We start from the raw sequence: 21163 nt of genomic DNA on the forward strand, positions 1-21163 counted from the left end.
GCCGCTCTCGATCGATCTAATGGTGCAGCTTGGCGGACCAGACTCCGACGCTGCGCCCTTGCGCGGCACTGACAAAGACGCGACCGGCGATAAGCACCAGGTCGGGATTGACCAGCGTTGCGACCTCTTCATCGACCACCGCCCGCTGCGTGGTCCGCGGCCATTTGAACAACGAGCTTTCCGTAAGCTCCAGCTTCATCGTGCCGCGCGAGTAGATTTGGTTGGCGTTAGTTTTGTAGACGGCGGTTCTTGCCTCCTTAACCCGAACGCGGCGGTAGCCGAGACCGACCACGCTAAGGATTTTGTTCCACCGGGGATACCGGGTCACCAGTTCGAGGTTAAATTCCTCGGTCTCGATTCGACCGGGCATGTAGCATTTAACGACGCGTCCCAGCTTAGAGGGGGAATCTCTCCCTGATACCCCGACGATCGCACTAAACTTGCCCGGGTCGCCAACCCAGCAGCCGAAGAAACCCGACGCGATTTTTGGTTCGGCGATTGGCGCGCCGGTCGCGGGAATTTCTGTGTGGATGAGCCGCGGCAGCCGCAGCGTTTCGGCCTCGTCAGAGGCCGGCGCTACCTCCTCCATTGCAGCCGTCCAGCCGGACGGCGACAACGCAAGGCACGCGCAAACCAGGCCCAGGAGCCCCAGGAGTCTCGACGATATCATCCAGCGCGGCACGCTCGTTTCCGCATCGCCAGAACACGTTCAAACGGATTTTTGAAAGACGCGATGGCCCCAGAGCCAGTCGTCGCGAAATACCTCTTTGAAGCCCAATTCTGCAAAGCGGTTGAAAACCGGGCGGAAATCCTGCACCAGATGCTGCGGCCGCGTCTGATCGTCGTCGGCTGCGAAGCGGCCATAAATGTACCCACCGGGCATCAGACTACGATCAAGCAAATCGACCGTTGCCACCGGATCCACAAGATGCTCGAACACGTCCATCGCGGTAATGAAGTCGAAGGCGTTCTCGGGCAGTGCAGACTCCTTAAGGTCGATGAAAGCGGCGTTCGCCCCGCGTTCGGCAAAGCGATATTTGCAAAACGCCAGCATCAAGCTGCTGATATCGGCCAACGTGGCCTCAAAGCCGTGACTACGAAATAGCAGCGCTCCCGATCCCACGCCGGAACCGAAATCGAGGTAGCGTGCCGACGCGGCCTGCGAGGCGAATTCGAGCGCGGCCACATAGGCCAGCGGCGAATTGTCCTCGATCAGCGTGTGCCACCACATCAGCTCCTCGATGCAATCATCGGCAGCGTTGTAGTATTTTTCCACCTGTTCCGCCTCGACGCTTTGCACCGTGCGTTCCCATTGCGTTTTCAGCGATGCCAGCGCGCTTTCGCAGCGGCGGCGGATTATCGCGCGATCGGTAATGCCTCGCCATCGTCCGATTTCGGTCAAGGTGCTGCCTACAATGTCGTCTTTCTGATCCGGCAAGATCAGCGCGCGCGTCCAAATCGCGGCACATTCGTCCAGTTCCCGCCGCTGCTGCGCCGCGCATTGCGCGTAGGACATTCCATTTTTCTCGGCGCCCTCCCACAATTCCTGCAAGCGCAGCGACAAGAGTTTGGATGACTGCGACTTCAATTTTGATCGCCGACTCGTAAATTCACCGCGCGGCTCTTCCATCGAGCGCTGAACGAAATGTATCGTGTTGCGCATCGAGCGGAAACCGGGCCTTTACAACCGGCCCCTTGAAGCGCTCCCGGCCGACGCGACCGTGGAATGGCGATATTCCAGAATGCCGATTGGTACTGGTTAGAAAACTGAGAACTTTCCTCATATCGGCTTCAGATTCGTTACGTGTAGTTTTACGGACCATGTCTCGTTGGCGGCTCGAAGTTTTTGCATTGATAATCCTCGGACTCGCAGCCCTTGCTGCCGGGATCCGCGAAACCCCGTTGGTTGATTGGGACGAGGCGCTCTATGCGGAAGTCGCCCACGAAGCGATCGAGCACGATTCCTACCTCAAGTTCACCTGGAACAATGAAGCGTATGTGAAAAAGCCGCCGTTGCTGTTTTGGATGATTATTGCATCGTTCAAAACCTTCGGTGAGCAGGCTTGGGCGGCGCGCCTGCCGTCAGTGGCCGCCGGAATCGGCACGTTGCTGTTGCTCTATCTTTCGGCCGCCGCGGTCGGAGGACGGCTGGCGGGACTCTGCGCGGGCGTTATTCCGCTCGGATTCTATTTCTTCGTCGCGCGCGGTGGCCGCGAGTGCGCAACCGATAGTCTCCTGACTTTTTTCAGCACGCTCGCGATTTTTGCGTTAACGCGCGCGCGATCTGATCGACGAGTGCTCTGGATCGCCGGTGCGGCGTGTGGACTTGCGATCCTCAGCAAGGGGCTCGCCGGGCTCATTCCTCTAACTGTGATCGGAATCTCGTGTCTATTCGTCCCCGGATTCGTCGCGATCGGCGTCAGCGGACCGATGCTGGTGATAGCCGTGGCCACAGCCGTAGCGGCGCCATGGTTCGTTTTCCAGGCCGTGTCCAACGGAGCCTTGTTCTGGGCGATTTTTGTCAAACAGGAAACCCTTTTTCGCATCGTCACCCATCTCGAGGCTAATCCGAATCGCGAAAGCTACACGCTGCGCGCCTTTAGCCGCGAAACCCGCTATTTGTGGGTATTGCTGCTGCCACTGGCTGGTCTGGTTATCGGCGCTGCTATACGAGGCGCGCGCACCAGCCTGCGGCAGGTGCCGCCTGCAGTTATGGTGTGGGCATTATGGTTGGCGCTCGGCTTGATCTCTGCCGGTGCGGTCCAGACCAAATTGGGTTGGTACATTCTGCCGGCGCTGCTCCCGGTCGCGCTTTTAGCCGGATGCATTCTCGGGGCTTCGCTTAAGGCCGCGGCGCCGATGCGCGAACCGGTGACGGCGCTGGCCACCGTCGCGATGATCGTGCTGATTGCGAAAGCCCCGGCCCGCTGGGAGAAAATTCAGAAATCATTCGAAGATGAGCGCGCGCGCAGCCGGCCCAGTTACGTACTGGGGACGAGAGCGCACGCTATGAGCGTTGCGCAAGGCGCTCAAGAGCTGTTCTTTGTTGGTGAGGAACTGCCGACGCTGGTCTATTACAGCGGTTTGCACGTCCATTTCGTCCCAATCTCACACGGCGCAGGATTCGCCCTGATCAACCTGAACAGCACCCCCACCGCAGTCGCCGATCATCAATTGGTGATGCTCGACCAGAGCGGCGCCGCGTCGGTCGTGGGTAATCTCGGCGACGAATGGAATCTGAGTGGACCGCCCGAAGAGCGCGACCCGCTCGCGGCAAAGCCGGATGACGACGCCGCGCGGATGAGCGTTGAGAACGAATCACCACCCTCTTTGATTCCAAATCGCGATTAATAAAAAATCGTCGCGCGCAATGATCGATTTGCTACCTGATGAGTGACCGCGCTGCGAAACCGACGTTGACGTGATGAGCGCGTTCGCCGCCACGCCGTGGCTCACCTGGGCTATCGTCGCCGCGGCAACCGCAGGTGTCATCTTCCGTCCGTTTTTCTGGCCCGAATTCATCTGGGCCGTCGCGGGCGCTGCCCTGCTCGTCCTGCTCGGCCTGCTCCCGGCTTCCGCCGCGCTCGCCGGTGTCGCGAAGGGCGCGAATGTCTACCTCTTTCTTACCGGCATGATGCTGTTGTCCGAACTTGCCCGTCAGGAGGGATTCTTCGACTGGCTGGCCGCGAAGGCTGCCGTGATGGCGAAAGGGTCCGCATCGCGCCTGTTCACCCTGGTCTTCGCGGTGGGCGCGGTTGTAACGGTCTTCTTGTCGAACGACGCGACGGCAGTGGTGTTGACGCCTGCCGTTGCCGCCGTCGTCAGGACGGCGCGCGCAAAGGCACCGCTGCCGTATCTGTTGACCTGCGCCTTTATCGCGAATGCGGCGAGTTTCGTCCTGCCGATCTCTAATCCGGCGAACCTGGTTATTTATGGCAGCCACATGCCGCCACTTATGCGATGGATACCCACTTACGCGTTGCCATCGATACTCTCGATCCTCGCGACCTACCTCGTGCTGTGGTGGACGCAACGCCAGTGCCTGCGCGAGAAGATTTCGGCCGCCATCGAAGTCCCGAAATTGTCCGTCGCCGGCAAGCTGGCGGCCTGTGGAATTGCCGGGACTGCGATAGTGCTGCTCACCTCCTCGGCCTTCGACCTTCAGCTCGGCCTGCCGACCTTGCTCGCCGGGCTCGCCACTGCCGTCCTGGTTCTGACGCGGGCGAAACGCGGTCCGCTCGATGTGCTGAAAAGCATCTCGTGGGGTGTGCTACCGCTGGTCGCCGGCCTCTTCGTCCTGGTCGAGGCGCTCGAGAAGACCGGCGTCACGAACCACCTCGCTGAACTGCTCCGCAGCTTGGTGAATTATTCGCCAGCGCTGGCGCCATGGACGGCGGGCGTGATGCTCGGCGTGGGCTGCAATCTGGTGAACAACCTGCCCGCCGGGCTGGTCGCCGGCCGCGTCGTCGAGATCGCCAAGGTGCCGGACCACGTGCGCGCCGCGGTGTTGATTGGCATCGACCTCGGGCCGAACCTATCGGTCACAGGCTCGCTCGCGACTATCCTTTGGCTCGAGGCCCTGCGCCGCGAGGACCAGAGCATAAGCGCGTGGACCTTCTTGAAGCTCGGCCTGCTGATCATGCCGCCCGCGCTTCTGCTCGCACTCGCAGGCGCGTTTGCGTTCCGTTGACTTCACTCATTCGGAGGACAAGTCATCCTGATTCAGCCATACCCAATGATGCTCTAGACCGGTCCCGTCTGCGCGCCAAGACCCGCACCATTCGCCGGCGGCGCCGCGGTGTGAAATTCCGGCATCAGCTCGGCGAACATCTCGACCTGATGTTTGACCTCGTCGAGCGGCAGCAAGCCTTGATCGCAAAAGACCAGGAAATACTCCGGGTCGAGCTGTGCCTGGACCGCCGCGAGTTGGCGGCGGACGTCGTCCGGAGTGCCCACGAAGGCGATTCCGGATTTCATCACTGGCTCGATGCTGGTCGGAATATTCGGATAGAAGCGCGAGTGGTAAAGCGCGAGCAGACCCATGATGCCCTGTTCCGCCAATGCGACGGCGCGGTCGCGCGTCGGTGCCAGCGAGATAATCCGGGCGAGTCCCACACTCTCTCCAAGCCGCAGATGGCGCCCGGCTTTTTCCGCCTCGTCGCGGTAAAACTGCGCCCCCTGAATTGCCATCTCGGGAAACGGCAGGAAGATCATCGGCACGATCCCCTGTTGCGCCGTCCAGCCGATCGTCTCGCGGGTCAGGGTCATCGCCTGTAAGAGCAGCGGGTGCGGTTTCTGATACGGCTTCGGCACCACCGAAATTTTGCGCACCCGTCCCTGATCATCGACCTCGCCCGGAGCGCCGTAGCGCGCCGTCACATCCGCGGCTGGCCAGGGGATGCCCTCGGCGGGCATCGGCACCTGGTAGTACTTGCCCTTAAACGAGAAGGCCTCATCCTTCCAGCAGGCCTTGATGACCTCGAAGAGTTCCTGCGAGACCTCGCGATTGTGCAGTTCAGCGTCGCCGCCCTGCACGGAGGGCTCGATGCCGTAGCGTTGTCCGAGCACGTTAACCCATCGCGGAAAGACCCCGCGCGCGAATCCGGCGACGACGCGCCCCTTGGTCATCTGGTCGGCCCACGCGACGTCGGTCGCGAGACGGATCGGATCCCAGGTCGGGAGGACATACCCCAGCGGTCCGATTTTGATCTTTTTGGTGTGAGCCGCCATGTTCAGGATGTGCGGCGTCGGATTGGCCCCGGCGATCAAGCCGTCCGTGAAGAAGTGATGCTCCGAAAAGGTCAGGACGTCGAAGCCGGTCTGCTCGGCGAGCTGCGCCAATTCGACCATTTCGTCGAGCATCTGCTGAGTGCGGTCGGTGCGATGAGCGAGCGGACGCAGATGCTCGCGTTCTTCCATCGTGGCGGGAATGACGGGTCCGAGGTGAAGGATGAATTTCATAACCTTCTTTTACAAGAATCTGACCGCGGGCATAAAGCCCTCGCCAGAGCCCCCGTCTCAGACCCAGCGCCAGGAAGGTCAGGCTGCCAGGAGTTGCCGATTCATTTCTTCCTATCGGCGATGGTTCTAAGTTAAGCTGAATTGCCCGCTTTTTATCGGAACAAGAATACTAAAGGATGAGAACAATTATGCAGGAACACAACGGCGATCACGCTCAGGCCGAACGCCAACAATTTGCCGTCGCGATCGCGCTTGCAAACATTCCGGTCCTACTGATGGTGAAATTGTTCTTTGACGTCGAAGGTCCCAAACTGAGGCCCGACCGATCGACGATGCGACAGATGCCGACGCTATTGCTGCTGCACGGCGGTCCCGGCTTCGACCATTCCGGCTTCAAGCCGGCTTTCGCCGAGATGGCGGCGATGCGGCCAGGGTTGGCCAGGCTGGCGCGTTTCGCCAACGCCGGTCACGGAGTTTATCGCGATCGGCCGGAAGCTTTTTTCCACGAGCTGCGCGATTTTATAGCAACATGATGGTTTCCGCGATCGCGCCACTCTAAAATCGTTTTCAGAACGCCGAGTTGTCATGCCCGCAGACCGCAAACTTTCCCGCTATCAGGCCAAGCGCGACTTCAACCAAACCGCCGAACCCAGCGGCGAAAATGCCGTCTCGCCCTCTCAGGTCCGCCGCTTCGTCATTCAGAAACACGCGGCCACCAGCCTGCACTATGATTTCCGTCTCGAACTCGACGGCGTGTTCAAGTCGTGGGCCGTCACCAAAGGGCCTTCGGTCGATCCGCATGATAAACGCCTCGCGGTCGAGGTCGAAGATCATCCGCTCGATTACGGCGACTTCGAAGGGACTATTCCGAAGGGACAATATGGCGGCGGCTCGGTGCAGTTGTGGGATCGCGGCTATTGGCTGCCGCAAGAAAGTGATCCCGCCGCCGCAATCGATCACGGCGAACTGAAGTTCGCGCTCGAAGGTGAACGGCTGCACGGCGAATGGGTGCTCGTGCGGATCAAAAATCGCCGGCCAGGCGACAAAAAAAACAACTGGCTGCTGATCAAGCATCGCGACGCCTTCGCGCGTGACGATGAGAGCCGTGCCCTCTTAGCCGAGGATCGCTCGATCGCCTCGGGCCGTTCGATGGCGGAGATCGCTGCCGGCAAAGGCGACGGCCCCCGGCCGTTTATGCTCGCCGCCAAGCTAAACGCGGCGCCCGACGCTGTCTGGAACTCAGACCGCGGCGCCGCCGCAGAACTGCGTGCATCCGCGGCGCCCAATGTAAGGTTCTCAACGATCCCGACGGCGGCATCGAGCAAACCTGACCTTCGCGGTTCCGAGCCGATGCCGGAGTTCATTGCGCCCGAGTTATGCAAAGTAATCGAGCGGCCACCTTCAGGTCTCGATTGGGTTCACGAAGTCAAGCTCGACGGCTATCGGATTCAGGCGCGGGTCGAAGAGAGTCGGGTGGTGCTACGCACTCGGAGAGGTCTCGATTGGACTAGCAAGTTCAGTGCAATTGCGCACGCTGCGGCCCGTCTGCCTGAAGGAATCTACGATGGTGAGGTAGTAGCCCTCAACCAGAAAGGCGCGCCGGACTTTGGTGCATTGCAGAATGCCCTTGCCGAGGGCAAAACCGGCGAGCTGATCTATTTTATTTTCGACTTGATATTCCTCGAGGGCAACAACCTGCAACAGATTTCACTGCGCGAGCGCAAGACGACCTTGAAACGCATCATCGAAACTCTCGAGGGCGATTCGCCCATCCGCTACGTCGAACATTTCGATGCGTCAGGCGAATCGGTGTTAGAAACCGCTCGAGAAATGTCACTCGAAGGTATCGTCTCGAAGCGTTTGGGCGAGATCTATCGTCCCGGCCAACGCGACTGGACTAAGACGAAGTGCCGCGCCGGCCAGGAAGTCGTGCTCGGCGGATGGACGAGCGAAGGCGGCCGCTTCCGTTCTCTGCTTGCAGGAGTCTACCACGACAAACATCTCACCTATGCCGGACGGATCGGCACCGGCTTCGGCGAAGACGTGGTCAGGCAGATTCTTCCGCGGCTCAAAGAACTCACGACTGCGCGGAACCCATTCGAGGGTCAGAACGCACCGCGCAGTCAAAGCGGTATACATTGGCTGAAGCCCGAGTTAGTTGCGCAAATCGAGTTCGCCGGGTGGACCGCCGAGGGCATCGTGCGGGCAGGCGCGTTCAAAGGACTGCGCGAAGACAAACCCGCGTCTGAAGTGATTGCCGAACGCTCGGCGCCTGTACAGGAAGCAGACGCCGCCAAGCCCGTGCCTAAAACGAAAAGCTCAAACACCTTCGCATCGCCCAAACTCAAGACCGGCGCCAGCGCCAGCGTGATGGGTGTTGCGATTTCTCACCCGGACAAAGCGATGTGGCCCGATGCTGGTGACGGAAAGCCCGTAACCAAGCTCGACCTCGCGAATTACTACGAGGCTGTCGGCGACAGCCTCATTGAATACATAAATGGGCGTCCGTGCTCGATCGTGCGCGCACCTGACGGAATCCACAGCGAACATTTTTTTCAGCGCCATGCGATGCCGGGAATGTCCCAGTTGCTCTCTCTCGTGAGAGTCTCCGATGATCATCAGCCATACCTGCAGATCGATTCGGTCGAAGGACTGATCGCTCTTGCCCAGCTCGGCGCGCTGGAACTGCATCCGTGGAATTGCGCTGCGGGCGCGCCCGAGGAGCCGGGCCGCCTCGTCTTTGACCTCGACCCGGCGCCGGACCTCGATTTTCGCGCCGTCATCGAGTGCGCGCGCGAACTCCGTGAGCGCCTCAACTCTCTCGGCTTGACGAGCTTTTGTAAAACCACTGGCGGCAAAGGACTGCACGTCGTGTCGCCGCTCTCGCCTGGAAAAAAGGGTAAGCTTGATTGGCCGGTGGCGAAGGCCTTCGCTCGCGAAGTCGTCGCGCAAATGGCTGCCGACAGCCCGGCCCGCTACCTCATCACGATGGCTAAGAAAGACCGGCACGGTAAAGTTTTTCTTGACTATCTGCGCAACGATCGTATGGCGACAGCCGTTGCCGTTCTTTCGCCACGTGCACGTGCGGGCGCGCCGGTTTCAATGCCGCTCGACTGGAGTCAAGTCAGAACGGGACTCGAGCCCACGCGTTTCACCGTCCGCACCGCTCTTTCGCTGCTCGCCAAGAGCGATCCGTGGAAGGATTATAGTAAGTCGGGGCGCTCATTGGAGAACGCAATCAAGCTCTTAGGGCAAAACACAATCGACTGAATCTGATAAACTCCTGGCTGCAAAGGTGATCGCGCAAACCTTGCGTCGAAGCCCGCCAATCCCGTAATGAACGCGGAACAATACATTGACCTGAGTTGCCATCCGTCGAAACCCGCTGAGTCGGTCCGCACTGTTCAGGTGCTCGTTCGCCGATCAACCAACGCCGAACTTCAGATGACCTTCCGCGTCGACGGCGATATTGATCGGATTCGCATTCCTTCGTCCAGCGCACCGCGTATCGCTACCCAACTCTGGCAACACACCTGCTTCGAAGCTTTCGCCGCGATCGCGGGACAACCGGCCTACCACGAGTTTAATTTCGCTCCGTCGGGAGAGTGGGCCGTCTATGCCTTCTCCGCCTATCGCAACGGCAGCCTTCTTGAGAACCAAAACCTGCGGCCGCAGATCGCTGTGCGCGCCACTGGCAGTCGGCTTGAACTCACAAGCCTTGTCCGACTCGATGCCCTACCTGCCTTCCACCCGCGTGTTTCCCTCCATCTCGGGCTCTCCGCGGTCATCGAGGCGAGCGACGGGCTCTCGTATTGGGCGCTTCGCCATCCAGCCGATAAACCGGACTTTCACGACGCCGCCGGCTTCGCCCTGCTGCTCGACCCACAAGCACAAATAACCGACGCCTGAACCCGTCGGCAGCACGTGCTAAGCTGGTGATCCGATGGAACCGAACCGGCCACAAGGTCTTAGCCGGCGGCGTGTCCGGCAACTCCTATCGAACACGCAGTCTTACCATTCAGCCGCCAGCCGCATTGAGGTTCTATCCCGCCACTTCCTTGGACATCCCTACAAGCCAAATCCCTTGATTGGATCCGCCGATGAATCGGAAGTCTTCACCGCTTCATTAGACGGATTCGACTGTGTCACCTATATTGAGACAATTTTGGCGCTCGCACGCGCTGCGACCGTTGATGACTTCATCGAAGGGCTGCGCAAGATCCGGTATCAACACGGACGCATCCAGTGGGAACAGCGCAATCACTATATGACGTTCTGGATTCGTAACAACGTGCGCGAAGGGATAATCAGCCCGGTCGCGACGCCGGCTATTCCGGTACTCAGCCGGGAGCGCCTTCTCAATGTCGTACCCGGACTCGCTTCAAAGCTGACTCGCGTGAAATGTGTACCAAAGCTGGAAGTGATGCGGCGCGCAGCCTACCTGCGCAGCGGTGATCTGATTTTCTTTGCCTCCACACGCAAACATCTTGATGTGTTTCATACCGGCATCATCGTAAGCGATGGCAAATATCCACTCATGCGTCACGCTTCGCGCAGCCAGGGATTTGTCGTTGAACAGAACTTGAGTGAGTTTCTTAAGGCCAATCGGATGGCCGGTGTCATCGTGGTGCGGCCTCGGGAGATTAAGAAGCGAATTGCAATTACTAATTAGGCCGACACTTTTCTCGCTGAGGCGAATCCTCGTACGGAAGCGATCGCTTGGAGCGACGGGGTAAATGTGAACATCGTATATCCGCTCGACTATTCAACCGCGAGTATTCGAGAATTATTCGATGACGCCGATTCCGATGTCCTTTTTTTGCGGGATCCGCGTGTAGACATCGAACTCGGACCGCGCATGCTCGAGCGAATAACGCAGGTGATCCGTGACACCGGCAGCGGCTGGGTTTATGCCGACGGAGTAAGCCAACCCCGTATCGATTATCAAACCGGCAGCATCCGCGACGGTTTTGACTTCGGCCCGCTAGTTGGTGTCTCGGTTCAAGCCGCGCGTAACGCCGGGATCGATAGCGCCTGGCGATGGGGAGGACTATACGACCTGCGCCTAAGACTTTCGGAAACACACGCTATCGTGCGAATTCCCGAACCGTTGTACAGCCAGTCGATCGTTGACGCACGGCCGACGGGGGAGAAACAATTCGATTATGTAGATCCGCGCAATCGCGACTACCAAATTGAAATGGAGACTATCGCGACGGCGCATCTGAAGCGAATCGGCGCCTGGTTACCGCCCCACTTCGAGAGAGTTCCAGCCGCTGAGGAGGCCTTTCCGGTAAAGGCCAGCGTCGTAATACCAGTGCGGAATCGCGAGCGGACAATTCTCGACGCCGTTCAGAGCGCCCTCGGCCAGCGCGCTGATTTCGAGTTCAATGTGCTCGTCGTCGATAACCATTCGACCGATCGGACAACGGAGCTTTTGCGAGGCATCAGTGATTCGCGGATTAGACGCATCATCCCCGAACGCCGCGATTTGGGCATCGGCGGATGCTGGAACGAGGCGATTTATTCCAAAGACTGCGGCCAATACGTTATTCAGCTTGATTCCGACGATCTATACATCAATGAAAACGTTCTTCGCCGGATCGTCGGACAACTTGAAGCGGGACCTTACGCAATGGTTATAGGCTCTTATACTATGGTTGATTTTTCATTGAGGGAGATTCCGCCTGGGCTTATCAACCATGGCGAGTGGAGTCGCGAGAACGGCAGAAACAATGCGCTCCGGGTTAATGGGCTTGGCGCGCCCCGCGCATTTAACACTTCGGTTCTGCGCCGTATCGGATTTCCGAATGTGAGCTATGGCGAGGATTACGCCGTGGCGCTGCGCCTGAGCCGTGATTACGAGATAGGCCGGATCTACGACTCCGTTTATCTTTGCCGCCGATGGGAAGGCAATAGCGATAGCGCCCTGCCGGTCGAGATTGCGAATCGATACGATTCGTACAAGGACTGGCTCCGCACCGTCGAGATCCAGGCGCGGATGCGCAGATGATCCGCAAAGTGGACGAACTCTTTAAGCGGCAGGTGCGAGCATGGCCGCTGCTGGCGCGAGGACTGCAAGGCCTTGCGCAGGCGAAGACCCGGTGGGTGCGCATCGACTGGTTCGACATCTTCATCCTACACATACCCCATCGCCTGGGCAGTACAACAGCTTCTGTCAACCGCGACGCAGTCGCAAAACGTCCATGTTTTCTATGTGCATGCAATCTGCCTCCAGAGGAAGAGGGCGTGGAGTTTGATGACGAGCTCACGATCTACTGTAATCCGTTCCCGATCGTGGACCGTCACCTGACGATCGCGCACCGCGAGCATGTTTTGCAGCGCATCGCGAACCAATTCGGAAAAATGCTGGACCTCGCCGCCGCCCTGCCCGGATATTTCGTCATCTACAATGGTCCAGAATGCGGAGCCTCCGCGCCAGACCACATGCACTTTCAGGCGGGCGCCCGAACATTACTTCCGATCGCGAAGGAGACTGCCGGGCACGCTACTATTAGTGCACCGCGCTATGCAACAAATGTACTGCTACTTCGTGGCCGCGATCGATCTGTACTTATCGATCAAATGGATCGCGCTATCGAGTTACTGGCGGAAACAACCGGCAAACAAGCGGAGCCCTTGGTCAACATCGCAGTCTTTCATGAAAGCGGTGAATGGGTGATGTATCTGTTCCCGCGCGGAAAGCATCGGCCAGAGGTTTTTCATACGGGCGAACTTACCGTGAGCCCCGCGGCGATTGATTTGTGCGGAATCTTTGTCGTGCCGCTGGCACGCGATTTCGAGAGAATCACTAGCGAGGCGATAGCTGCAATCTTGCGCGAGGTCACTTTGCCTGACGCTCAGTTTCAGGAAATTGTCGCGAAACTGGAGGGACGGCATTGAACGTATCTGTAGGACTAATTGAGGGACAGTCTGCTGTTGAGGTTGAATTGACGGGCACGTTCGCCGATACGTACGGCAAGCCGTACCTCCCCAGGCGGTACAGCTTCACTTCTGAAGTGACGCTTAGTCCGTCGGACTCAGCGTCGTGCGCGTTTGCGCTGGACGACGTCACGATCGGAATTGGATTTCATTGGGAACGCAAGGAGCGCCAGGTTTTTCGTGGGGCGTTTCGCCTCGTGCGACGAGAAGCCGGCCTGACGGTGATTAACGACGTTGCGCTCGAAGAGTACGTCACCAGCGTCATATCCTCCGAGATGAGCGCGTCCTGTCCTCTTGAACTGCTGAAAGCTCATGCGGTGATTTCCCGCAGCTGGCTGTGGTTTCCGAAAGTAAACCCCTCTTGCATTGAGAGCCGGCAGAGTGAGGCTCTCGATCCTCACGAAATCCGTCGCTGGTACGGCCGTGAATCTCATCCGGATTTCGACGTTTGCGCCGACGACCATTGCCAGCGCTATCAGGGCATCACGAAAGTGTTCTCTCCGGCAGTAGCTGACGCGGTTCGCGCGACAGCCGGCGAGTTTCTCCGTTACCGTGGTGCTGTCTGCGACGCCCGGTTTTCCAAGTCCTGCGGCGGAATAACCGAACGCTACGCGACCGCCTGGGAAGATAAACACTTTCCCTATCTCGAGTCTGTGTACGACGGCCCTGCCCAATCGTGCTCTGGCGCTTCGGAGGCATGGATACGCTCGAATCCGGCAGCCTATTGCAATACCGACAATGCGGATCTGCTTTTACGCGTCCTCCCGGGGTTCGATCAGGAGACCCGCGATTTCTACCGCTGGCGCGTCGAGTATAACCCCGAAGAACTCGCCGCTCTGATCAGCTCGCAGCTCGGCGTGGACCTTGGCCCGATTCGCTCTATGCAGCCCCTCGCGCGCGGACCGTCAGGCCGAATCGATCGGCTGAAGATCACTGGGGAGCGCGACTACCTCATCATCGGTAAAGAGCTAGAAATTCGCCGCGCTTTATCGCGCACGCATCTTTACAGCTCTGCATTCGTCGTCGACAAAGAGTCTGGCCGCTTTGTCTTGCGAGGATCCGGATGGGGGCACGGCGTCGGCTTATGCCAGATCGGCGCGGCAGTCATGGCACATGAGGGCAAGACTTACACAGAAATCCTGCAGCACTACTATCTTGGAACCACTGTCAGCGTCTGACGGGAGGTCAACAACAAGATTTCACATCTCATAGTGGCGCCGAAAGAACGGAATTTTTTCAGATTCTCTCGCCATCCTTTTTCTAAGCAAGCGCACAGGCACGTGGCGATGGGGGCAATTATCCCCTTGATGGCGGTGAGCCGTCATGTCAGGGTGGCAGCAATCGATACGCTTTTACGGCGGCTCCTCCGCTGTCGGCGTGGGAAAGAGCTAGCCACGATTGCGCGAATACGAGCTCAATTGCTCGATGTATCTATACGCGAGCAGGGCTGATGCGAATCGGGGCGTACAGACTGGCGGAAGCGGATTCTTCTTCGGGATTCCGATGAACGAGTACTCCAGCCATATCTACGCCGTTAGTAATTGGCACGTCGTGCAAAGCCATCCGGTCATTCGCGTAAACACACATTACGGGGATTCACTTGTCTTAGAATTAAGAACCAGCGATTGGTTTCGGCATCCAGACGGTGAGACCGACCTCGCCGTTGCACCTGTGGGGCATCCATTCTGGGCAGACCTTAATGTGCTTCTTCTTGGTCGTGAAACCCTTCTTTCTCCGGAGATCATCTCTCGATTTAAGATCGGTGTCGGCGACGACTTGTTTGTCGTTGGTCGCTTCATAGATCGTGATGGCGTACAGCGCAATCAACCAACAGTTCGATTTGGCATGATCGCGCAACTACCAATCCCTCACCAACCAATCCGAACCGAGGTTGGATACCAGGATGCTTTTCTAGCCGAAATTCGATCTGTCTCAGGATTTAGCGGGTCTCCGATATTCGCACTACTACCGCCCCATCGCGACACCTCCCTTTCCAGAGAGGAACGGCTCAAAGCCTTTAGCGATCTGGACGATAACGGCTTACAGCGAAACAGAACGGTTCTCATGGGAATTGACTGCGGGCATATGCAATATCCAGAACCGGATGCTGTTTTCGCAGAAAGTGCGCGATGAGCACGGCGGCAAACGGTTGCGCCCAACGAAACTATGGGCGAACGTAAACACTGGAATGGCTATCGTGATCGGCGCATGGAAGCTGGACGAGTTGCTCAACAACCCAGTGTTGGTAGAAATGCGAGAAAAAGAAAAAGCCGCGGCAAAGAAATACACAAAGCTGGATTCATCCACCCGGCCCCGCTTGCAAAAAACGTTAGCTCCGAACGCTGCGGATCGGATTGATATTCCTATTCCGACTGAACGCGAGGTGTTGGACGTATTTAAGAAAGCCACGCGGAAGCGGCCATCTAGGCAGAAACCTTCTTCGTGATCTGCTTCGTGAGCGCGTCGAACATATTGTGTCGTCCAAGGTTCGGTCGGCGATTGAACCGAAAAGCGTACTCGTTCAGATAGCTTTGCGGATAATGCGAACCGACATTGTGATAGACACCACGAATCCCGTTTTTTATGAGGCTCCAGAAGCCCTCCATGGTGTTCACGTGTGCATCGCCCGAGACATAGACCTTGGTCGCAAGATGGACGCGCTTGTGCTGTAGCCAAGTGGCTCCAGCGGATTATAGACCGCGTATTCGTCGGTAAAGACCATGCTCTTCGGCATTATTCGCTCAGTCACGTGCGGAAGCAGGGTTGCAGCTTGGGTGGTTCGGAACGACCTTTGCCACAACTCTGCCCTTGCGCTCTACCATGCCGAAGACGGCGGTCTTGCCGACCCCGCCGGTGCCGAGATGTTTCCGCTTGTTGGCGTGTTTGTTCTTTTCCAACCCGCCGAATGCGCTTTCGTCCATCTCAATCTTGCCAGACAGTTTTGGCCCGTCATCTTCATTCAGCATCGAACGAATCTGTTTGCACATACGCCACGCGCATTTGTAGGTAACGCCGATTTCCCGCTCAAGCTGCTTGGCGCTAATCCCGCATCGAGTAGAGGCCATCAAGTACATGGCGTAAAACCAGAGTTTCAGCGAAGTAGCCGAATCCTGAAAGATCGTCCCGCTCATTGGGTGTTCGTGATGACCGCAATTCTGGCACGAGTAGGAAGGTCGCTTGCTGTCGCGATGATGCTTTGTGACGGCTTTGCATTTGGGGCAGAAGATGCCATCGGGATAGAGCCATTCGACGAGTTTCTGAAGACAAGCTGCATCGTCTGGATAATTTCGCTCGAAATCCATGAGCGAGTAAGTACTGTCGGACGCCCCGGAACGTATCGGCTTATTGCGGTTGACCTTGCTCATGTCGAACATAGTACTAAAGGCGCGCACCTACGTCAAAGGGATAGTTACAAAAGGACCCGGTCGTGACCGCGAGGAGGGTCGCCACCAAAACCGTGAAGAGCGCACGGCGGCCGCCGCGGGCGGCATCAGGTTCAGACCCAGGGAAACTGGTTTGCCGTTACTGCGGCAGTGATGATCTCGCCCCGTCGTTCATCAAGCGCCGCGACGCCCGCTGTCGCACCTGTTTCAAACAACGTTACGGGTCGGCAACGCGTGCCAAGTCAGCGAAGTCTCCTAAGGCCAACGCCGCTAAATAGTTCTAGCCCCATCGCACGGACCTGGCGCCGGCCTCCGATCAGAAGGCCGGCGCCAGTCTACTTGGCGTGCAGGGTCGGCCGCTTGGTCTCACGTTGGTCGACCAACGCAGTCCAGCAATTTGGAATCAAAAGGCAACAACCAAGGCCCCTTTTTAGAAGGAAGCCGCTCGCCAGCGTAATTCACTGGGACAAGTGGAGCGATTGACCGGATTTAACGGCAACACGGATTGCGCAGCGGGCAAGCTCTCAGCGGGTATCGAAAGCATCACTGGATCGTGCGGACCGACGAAATAATCACCAGCGCTGGTATCCCTTATAGCCCGCGCAATCGTAAGGCCCCAGCTGGCAAGTGGACGCTTGAAGGGAAAACTCCTGCTCTGGGTTGCTATCCACCCAGCCGCAGCGACCCTATCTCAGTTGCGTTACGACAAACGGGAAGGACGTGGCGCTTCGGCCGACCCGCCGAAATCACCTGAAGGGACCCGGCGTCACTGCCGGCAGAGATCAATCGCCAAAGTCGCTCGCCGGGCGCAGAGTTCGGGACCCGCTCCGGGTTCTTTGCGGGCGAATAAGCCCGCATAAATGCGAAGATTTCGAGCGTTTTCACGGAGAATCTACAAATCCTGAGACTGGGTGGCGGAGAGGGGGGGATTCGAACCCCCGAGACCCTTGCGAGCCTACACGCGTTCCAGGCGTGCGCCTTAAACCGGGCTCGGCCACCTCTCCGCAATGGGGCTTCAGTATGCCATCGGATGAATTCGACTTGCCAGTATGCCAACGCGGAGCGACCGCACGCTGCGGATAAGTTACCAGTCAATCGATTCACGATCGCGGAAAAAACCCCCGCTCGGGCCGCGATCGGGGAGCGTGGCCAGCCACACCGCGGTCTCTGCGCCCTCTTCCACCGAACGCGGCGCGCCCACACCGCCCATCTCGGTGCGCACCCATCCGGGTGACATCGCGTTGACCAGTATATTGGTTCCGCGCAGGTCGGCAGCCATCACCCGCGTCATCGCGTTGAGCGCAGCCTTCGACACGCGATACGAGGGATAGCCGCCGGCGTCGAGTCCGTCGCCGTGTGTGCTCATATCCGTCGAAACATTGACGATACGGCCGTAACGATGCGCCCGCATCAGCGGGATCGCAGCCTGGCTGAGGAGCAGCGCGCCAGTCAGATTCACGGCGAGGGTCTGACGAAACGTCGCCGCACCGATATCGAGTGAGGTGTGGGCGCCGTCGAGGTAGATGCCGGCGTTGTTGACGAGGATATCCCAGCGCCCCAGCTCGGCCTCGGCGTAACGCTGAAAGCGCGCGATGCTCGAATCGTCGGCGACGTCGAGGGGATGGAAAACGATCTCGCCGGCGGACTTCTGCGCCGACTTGGTAAGTTGCGCGCAAGCGGCGGCGCCTTTGACCGCGTCGCGCGCCGTCAGCACAACCTTGAGATCCAAAGCGGCGAGCTGGCGGCAGATCTCCAGCCCGATACCGCGATTCCCACCGGTCACTACCGCAAGTTTTTTCACTTTTTCACCACTTTTTCACCGTCCGCGTGCTCCTCTCTGAGGCATTTTTCGACGCAGCTCGTAGACTCCTGAGCTCGGCCGCGCCTCGCAGACTCGTGTGCTCGCTCCGCGCGGCGGCCGTGCTTTGCTAGCGTGTCGCGCTCTTGCACGATCGGGCGCGTCGATGTTTCACGTGAAACAGCTCCACAAGTTTTTGCGCGTCGACGGGCAAAGTGAAGCTGTTCCCCACCTAGCCGTGCTTGATGGTCACGCTCTTGCAGGAGCGCACACCCGATGTTTCGCGTGAAACCTTTTTTTCACCGCCGGGCAGCGCAGCGCTCCATTGTCATGGCCTTTGCCCGATCGGACGCGGGCGAATGTTTCACGCGAAACATTTTTGTCACCTTTGTTTCACTGCCCGGGCCGAGCGCCGCCCGGCGGTCGCCAGCCTTTGCTTGATCGTACCAAATGTTTCACGCGAAACATCTTGTTAACAGGTTTGTGTAGGGAGCGGTGCATAGTGCAGGTTTTCACCCTTGACGTGATCTTCCATAAACGGCGCCCGGGTCTAATTCTGCGCGCAAAAAAGAATCGTCTCGTTCGAGGTGCGCAGTTTGCCGTCGGGCTGGACGAAGGCGCGAGCGGCGTTGGTCACTGCCGCGATAATCTGGTCGCGCAACGCCGGCGTTTGCCGTTCGAGCAGGGCGCGAAACGGCGCCGCGACGTCGCTGCGGAACTGCGCGAGCGCTTCGGGCGCGGCGAACTCGAAAACTACCTGCAGGCGTTTCACTTGCACGTCTTTGAAGCCCGCCGCCGCAAGCGCGTGAGTGAGAATCGACGGGTCGGCAAGCCGCAGCGGTTCGAGCGCGTCGAACGGCGGCGAGGGCAGGCCCGCGAGCTTGCGCACTTGATCGGTGCCCAGCGTGATCATCGGGACCTTGTCGCGCGTCGACCAGACCGCGGTCGCGAGGCGGGTGCCGGGTTTCATCCGGCTGCGGATACCGGTCAAGGCGCGATCGATGTCGGGCATGAACATAAAGCCCCAGCGGCAGACCACGGCGTCGAAGTCGCGCTCGCTGAGCGCGAGCGCTTCGGCGTCGCTTTCCTTGAACTCAAGGTTGTTGAGGCCAAGGGCCGCGGCGCGCTCCCGCGCGATCGCGAGCATTCCGGCGGATTGATCGGTGGCGATCACGCGGCCCGTCGCGCCGACCCGTCGCGCCGCGGTCACCGCCGGCTCACCGGTGCCGGTGGCGATATCGAGCACGCGGGCGCCGGGCCTCACGCCCGCCAGTTCGACGAGGCGGTCGCTGACGTGCTGTGCCGCCTGCTCGAAGATCGGCCACCATTTTTTCCAGCCTGCGGCGGCGGCGTCCCAATCGCGTTTCTGCTCGCTCTTCAAGCGTGTAAAATCAGCGTTCTGATCAGTCATTTTCCAATACTCCGTCGCGGCAATGCGCCTTACGTTTCGGCAACCTCAGAATGACGTGAACGGGCAGAACATGACAATCGCAATTTTGCGGCGGGAATGTCTGCGCAGAAACCGGTGCCGGCTTCGCTGGCGCGAAGCTGTCCGAAGTCCTTTCGACTGCGTTCGCGCTGCTCACTGCGCTCAGGATGACAAAAAGAGAGGGCGTTCGTGCACGGTTATTCGCGCGACACGACGCTACGTAGCACGACGAGGCCGCGGAGATGCGCGAGCAGATGCGGATAGCGGGGCGCGAGGTCGGCGGCGTGCGCGGCGGCGTAGGTGTCGCCGACGATCACTACCGCAGGCGGCGGCTGCGAATCGAGCGGCGCCACCGCGGGCGCTGATTGCATGTTGCGCAGATAGTAGCGCACCACATTGGCTGCGTAGCGCGGCGCGACGCCAATCGCGCCGTTAGCGGTCAAACCTGTGGCAGCGACCGCGGTCGCTTCGGCCCATTGGTCGCCGTGCGCCTTCGCGTACCAATCCGCATCGTGGGCGAGCGCAACCGCGACGACTAGCGCCAAGGCGCCCGGGCGGAAGGCCGGCGGGCGAAGTTCCAGCAGCCCGATTGTGGCCAGGATGAAAAACGGCGCGAAGCTGGCAAGGAGGTAGCGCTCGACGAAGGCGGGGCGGATCGCGAAGGAGACGATGGTCAGGATGAGCGGCGGCGCGAAAGTCCAAAGCAGCAGATAGCTTATGGCCTCGCGACGCCAAGCCCATCCGCGGGCGACACCGGTGACAACGAGAATCGCGAGCAGCGGGAAACCATATGTGCCCGTGGCTTTATTGAACAGCGCGATCGGCGCGCCAATCGAAGGACGCGAAATCCAATCCCAGGTCGCGGCGTCGGGGGCGCCACCGCGCGCGTGCAGATAGAGAATCAGAGGCGGCGTGAGCAGCAGCAACCCGCCGACTAGCGCGGCGACGCAACGAGCAACGCGGGCGGCGGCGCGTTGCCGCGACCTGACCAGCACGAGCGTCACGTAGAGCCCCTCCGGGATGAGCACCAGGATCGCGCTGAAAGTGGCGCTGATCGCGAGCGCGGTCAGCGCGGCGGTCGCCGCATAGTCAGTTGCTCTGGAGCGACGGAGCGCACGCAAGAAACTGCCGACTTGTCCGAGGGTGAGCGCCAGCGCGAGCGGATACATGCGCGCCTCACGCGAATACTTGATCGTGACGAGATTGACGGCGAAGAGCAGCGCGGCAATCGCCGCGAGCAACTTGTCATCCGCGATGTCGTGCGCCGGCGCTGGGGCCGTTTGCGGAGCGTCGCGGAACGACGACAGTGCGAGAATCTCGCGCGTGACGAAGAAGACCATCACGATCGCGAGCGTGCCGGCCACGGCCGACAGCGAGCGCATCGCGATGAGACTGTCGCCGGCGGCAGCGATCCACAGATGCAGTGCTACGTCGTGCAACCCGAGCTCGCCGGGATTGAGCCGCGCCTGGGCGCGCACCACCTGGAACATCGATGGGGCGGTCGCTGCTGCCCACGAGGCTCCCTCGTCGGCCGAGAGTTCCAACGTGTCCAGATTGACGAAGCGTAGATAGCCGCCGAGCAGGATCGCGAGGGCCAAAGTCGCCAGTGGCAACCAGCGGGGGAAATTCGTGGCTTCGGGGTCGGCGGCG

At 59.4% G+C, this 21163-nt stretch carries 17 protein-coding genes, 1 tRNA gene and 1 pseudogene; 11 read left to right on the top strand and 8 right to left on the bottom strand.

Annotation, left to right across the window (positions count from 1 at the left end; all coding sequences use genetic code 11):
• Positions 1-16: 16 nt before the first annotated feature.
• Positions 17-589, bottom strand: a complete 573-nt coding sequence (locus tag VKS22_00610; protein ID HLW69101.1) for a hypothetical protein — start codon at positions 587-589, stop codon at positions 17-19.
• Between the two features lie 120 nt (positions 590-709).
• A complete protein-coding gene (locus VKS22_00615; protein ID HLW69102.1) occupies positions 710-1588 on the bottom strand; it encodes a class I SAM-dependent methyltransferase in 879 nt (292 codons plus the stop codon).
• Positions 1589-1821: 233 nt separating this feature from the next.
• On the opposite strand from VKS22_00615, the gene VKS22_00620 reads away from it, so the two are divergent.
• Both VKS22_00620 and VKS22_00625 read left to right on the top strand, forming a co-directional pair.
• Entirely contained in the window at positions 1822-3351 is a 1530-nt protein-coding gene (locus tag VKS22_00620) for a glycosyltransferase family 39 protein (protein HLW69103.1), read from the top strand.
• Between the two features lie 73 nt (positions 3352-3424).
• Positions 3425-4690: an arsenic transporter gene (locus VKS22_00625; GenBank protein HLW69104.1), complete on the top strand. Its 1266-nt coding sequence runs from the start codon at positions 3425-3427 to the stop codon at positions 4688-4690.
• Between the two features lie 53 nt (positions 4691-4743).
• On the opposite strand, the gene VKS22_00630 is transcribed toward VKS22_00625, so the two are convergent.
• Entirely contained in the window at positions 4744-5961 is a 1218-nt protein-coding gene (locus tag VKS22_00630) for an LLM class flavin-dependent oxidoreductase (protein HLW69105.1), read from the bottom strand.
• A 188-nt stretch (positions 5962-6149) separates the two neighbouring features.
• Here VKS22_00630 and VKS22_00635 point away from each other — a divergent pair, with 188 nt between their 5' ends.
• The 9 genes from VKS22_00635 to VKS22_00675 all read left to right on the top strand — a co-directional run bounded on the left by VKS22_00635 (position 6150) and on the right by VKS22_00675 (position 15349).
• Entirely contained in the window at positions 6150-6494 is a 345-nt protein-coding gene (locus VKS22_00635; protein HLW69106.1) for an alpha/beta hydrolase, read from the top strand.
• A 52-nt stretch (positions 6495-6546) separates the two neighbouring features.
• The gene (gene ligD / locus VKS22_00640) at positions 6547-9231 is read left to right on the top strand and encodes a DNA ligase D (protein ID HLW69107.1); all 2685 of its coding nucleotides are present in this window, start codon (positions 6547-6549) and stop codon (positions 9229-9231) included.
• A gap of 66 nt (positions 9232-9297) precedes the next feature.
• Positions 9298-9870 carry a DOMON-like domain-containing protein gene (locus tag VKS22_00645; GenBank protein HLW69108.1) on the top strand — a complete coding sequence of 191 codons (573 nt, stop codon included), beginning with the start codon at positions 9298-9300 and terminating at the stop codon, positions 9868-9870.
• A gap of 34 nt (positions 9871-9904) precedes the next feature.
• Positions 9905-10633: an N-acetylmuramoyl-L-alanine amidase-like domain-containing protein gene (locus VKS22_00650; protein HLW69109.1), complete on the top strand. Its 729-nt coding sequence runs from the start codon at positions 9905-9907 to the stop codon at positions 10631-10633.
• Between the two features lie 207 nt (positions 10634-10840).
• Positions 10841-11974, top strand: coding sequence for a glycosyltransferase family 2 protein (locus tag VKS22_00655; GenBank protein ID HLW69110.1), 1134 nt, complete (start codon positions 10841-10843; stop codon positions 11972-11974).
• Positions 11971-12864 (top strand): DUF4922 domain-containing protein, encoded by an 894-nt coding sequence (locus tag VKS22_00660; GenBank protein ID HLW69111.1) that lies wholly within the window; start codon positions 11971-11973, stop codon positions 12862-12864. The genes VKS22_00655 and VKS22_00660 overlap by 4 nt, the downstream gene beginning before the upstream one ends.
• A complete protein-coding gene (locus tag VKS22_00665; GenBank protein HLW69112.1) occupies positions 12861-14081 on the top strand; it encodes a SpoIID/LytB domain-containing protein in 1221 nt (406 codons plus the stop codon). The genes VKS22_00660 and VKS22_00665 overlap by 4 nt, the downstream gene beginning before the upstream one ends.
• Before the next feature lie 325 nt (positions 14082-14406).
• Positions 14407-15036 (top strand): hypothetical protein, encoded by a 630-nt coding sequence (locus VKS22_00670; protein ID HLW69113.1) that lies wholly within the window; start codon positions 14407-14409, stop codon positions 15034-15036.
• Positions 15008-15349: a hypothetical protein gene (locus VKS22_00675; protein ID HLW69114.1), complete on the top strand. Its 342-nt coding sequence runs from the start codon at positions 15008-15010 to the stop codon at positions 15347-15349. Before VKS22_00670 ends, VKS22_00675 begins: the two co-directional genes overlap by 29 nt.
• Here the strand turns inward: VKS22_00675 and VKS22_00680 are convergent.
• The 5 genes and pseudogenes from VKS22_00680 to VKS22_00700 form a co-directional block, all read right to left on the bottom strand.
• A pseudogene (locus VKS22_00680) lies at positions 15327-16277 on the bottom strand (IS1595 family transposase). The gene VKS22_00675 and the pseudogene VKS22_00680 sit on opposite strands and share 23 nt — an antisense overlap.
• Positions 16278-17198: 921 nt before the next feature.
• Positions 17199-17290: transfer RNA gene (locus tag VKS22_00685), tRNA-Ser, on the bottom strand.
• Between the two features lie 80 nt (positions 17291-17370).
• Positions 17371-18087, bottom strand: a complete 717-nt coding sequence (locus VKS22_00690) for an SDR family oxidoreductase (GenBank protein ID HLW69115.1) — start codon at positions 18085-18087, stop codon at positions 17371-17373.
• Between the two features lie 547 nt (positions 18088-18634).
• Positions 18635-19495: a methyltransferase domain-containing protein gene (locus tag VKS22_00695; GenBank protein ID HLW69116.1), complete on the bottom strand. Its 861-nt coding sequence runs from the start codon at positions 19493-19495 to the stop codon at positions 18635-18637.
• Positions 19496-19710: 215 nt separating this feature from the next.
• Positions 19711-21126: a hypothetical protein gene (locus VKS22_00700; protein ID HLW69117.1), complete on the bottom strand. Its 1416-nt coding sequence runs from the start codon at positions 21124-21126 to the stop codon at positions 19711-19713.
• Positions 21127-21163 lie beyond the last annotated feature (37 nt).

The sequence above is a fragment of the Candidatus Binataceae bacterium genome, assembly GCA_035308025.1.
Classification (GTDB): Bacteria; Desulfobacterota; Binatia; order Binatales; family Binataceae; genus JAJPHI01.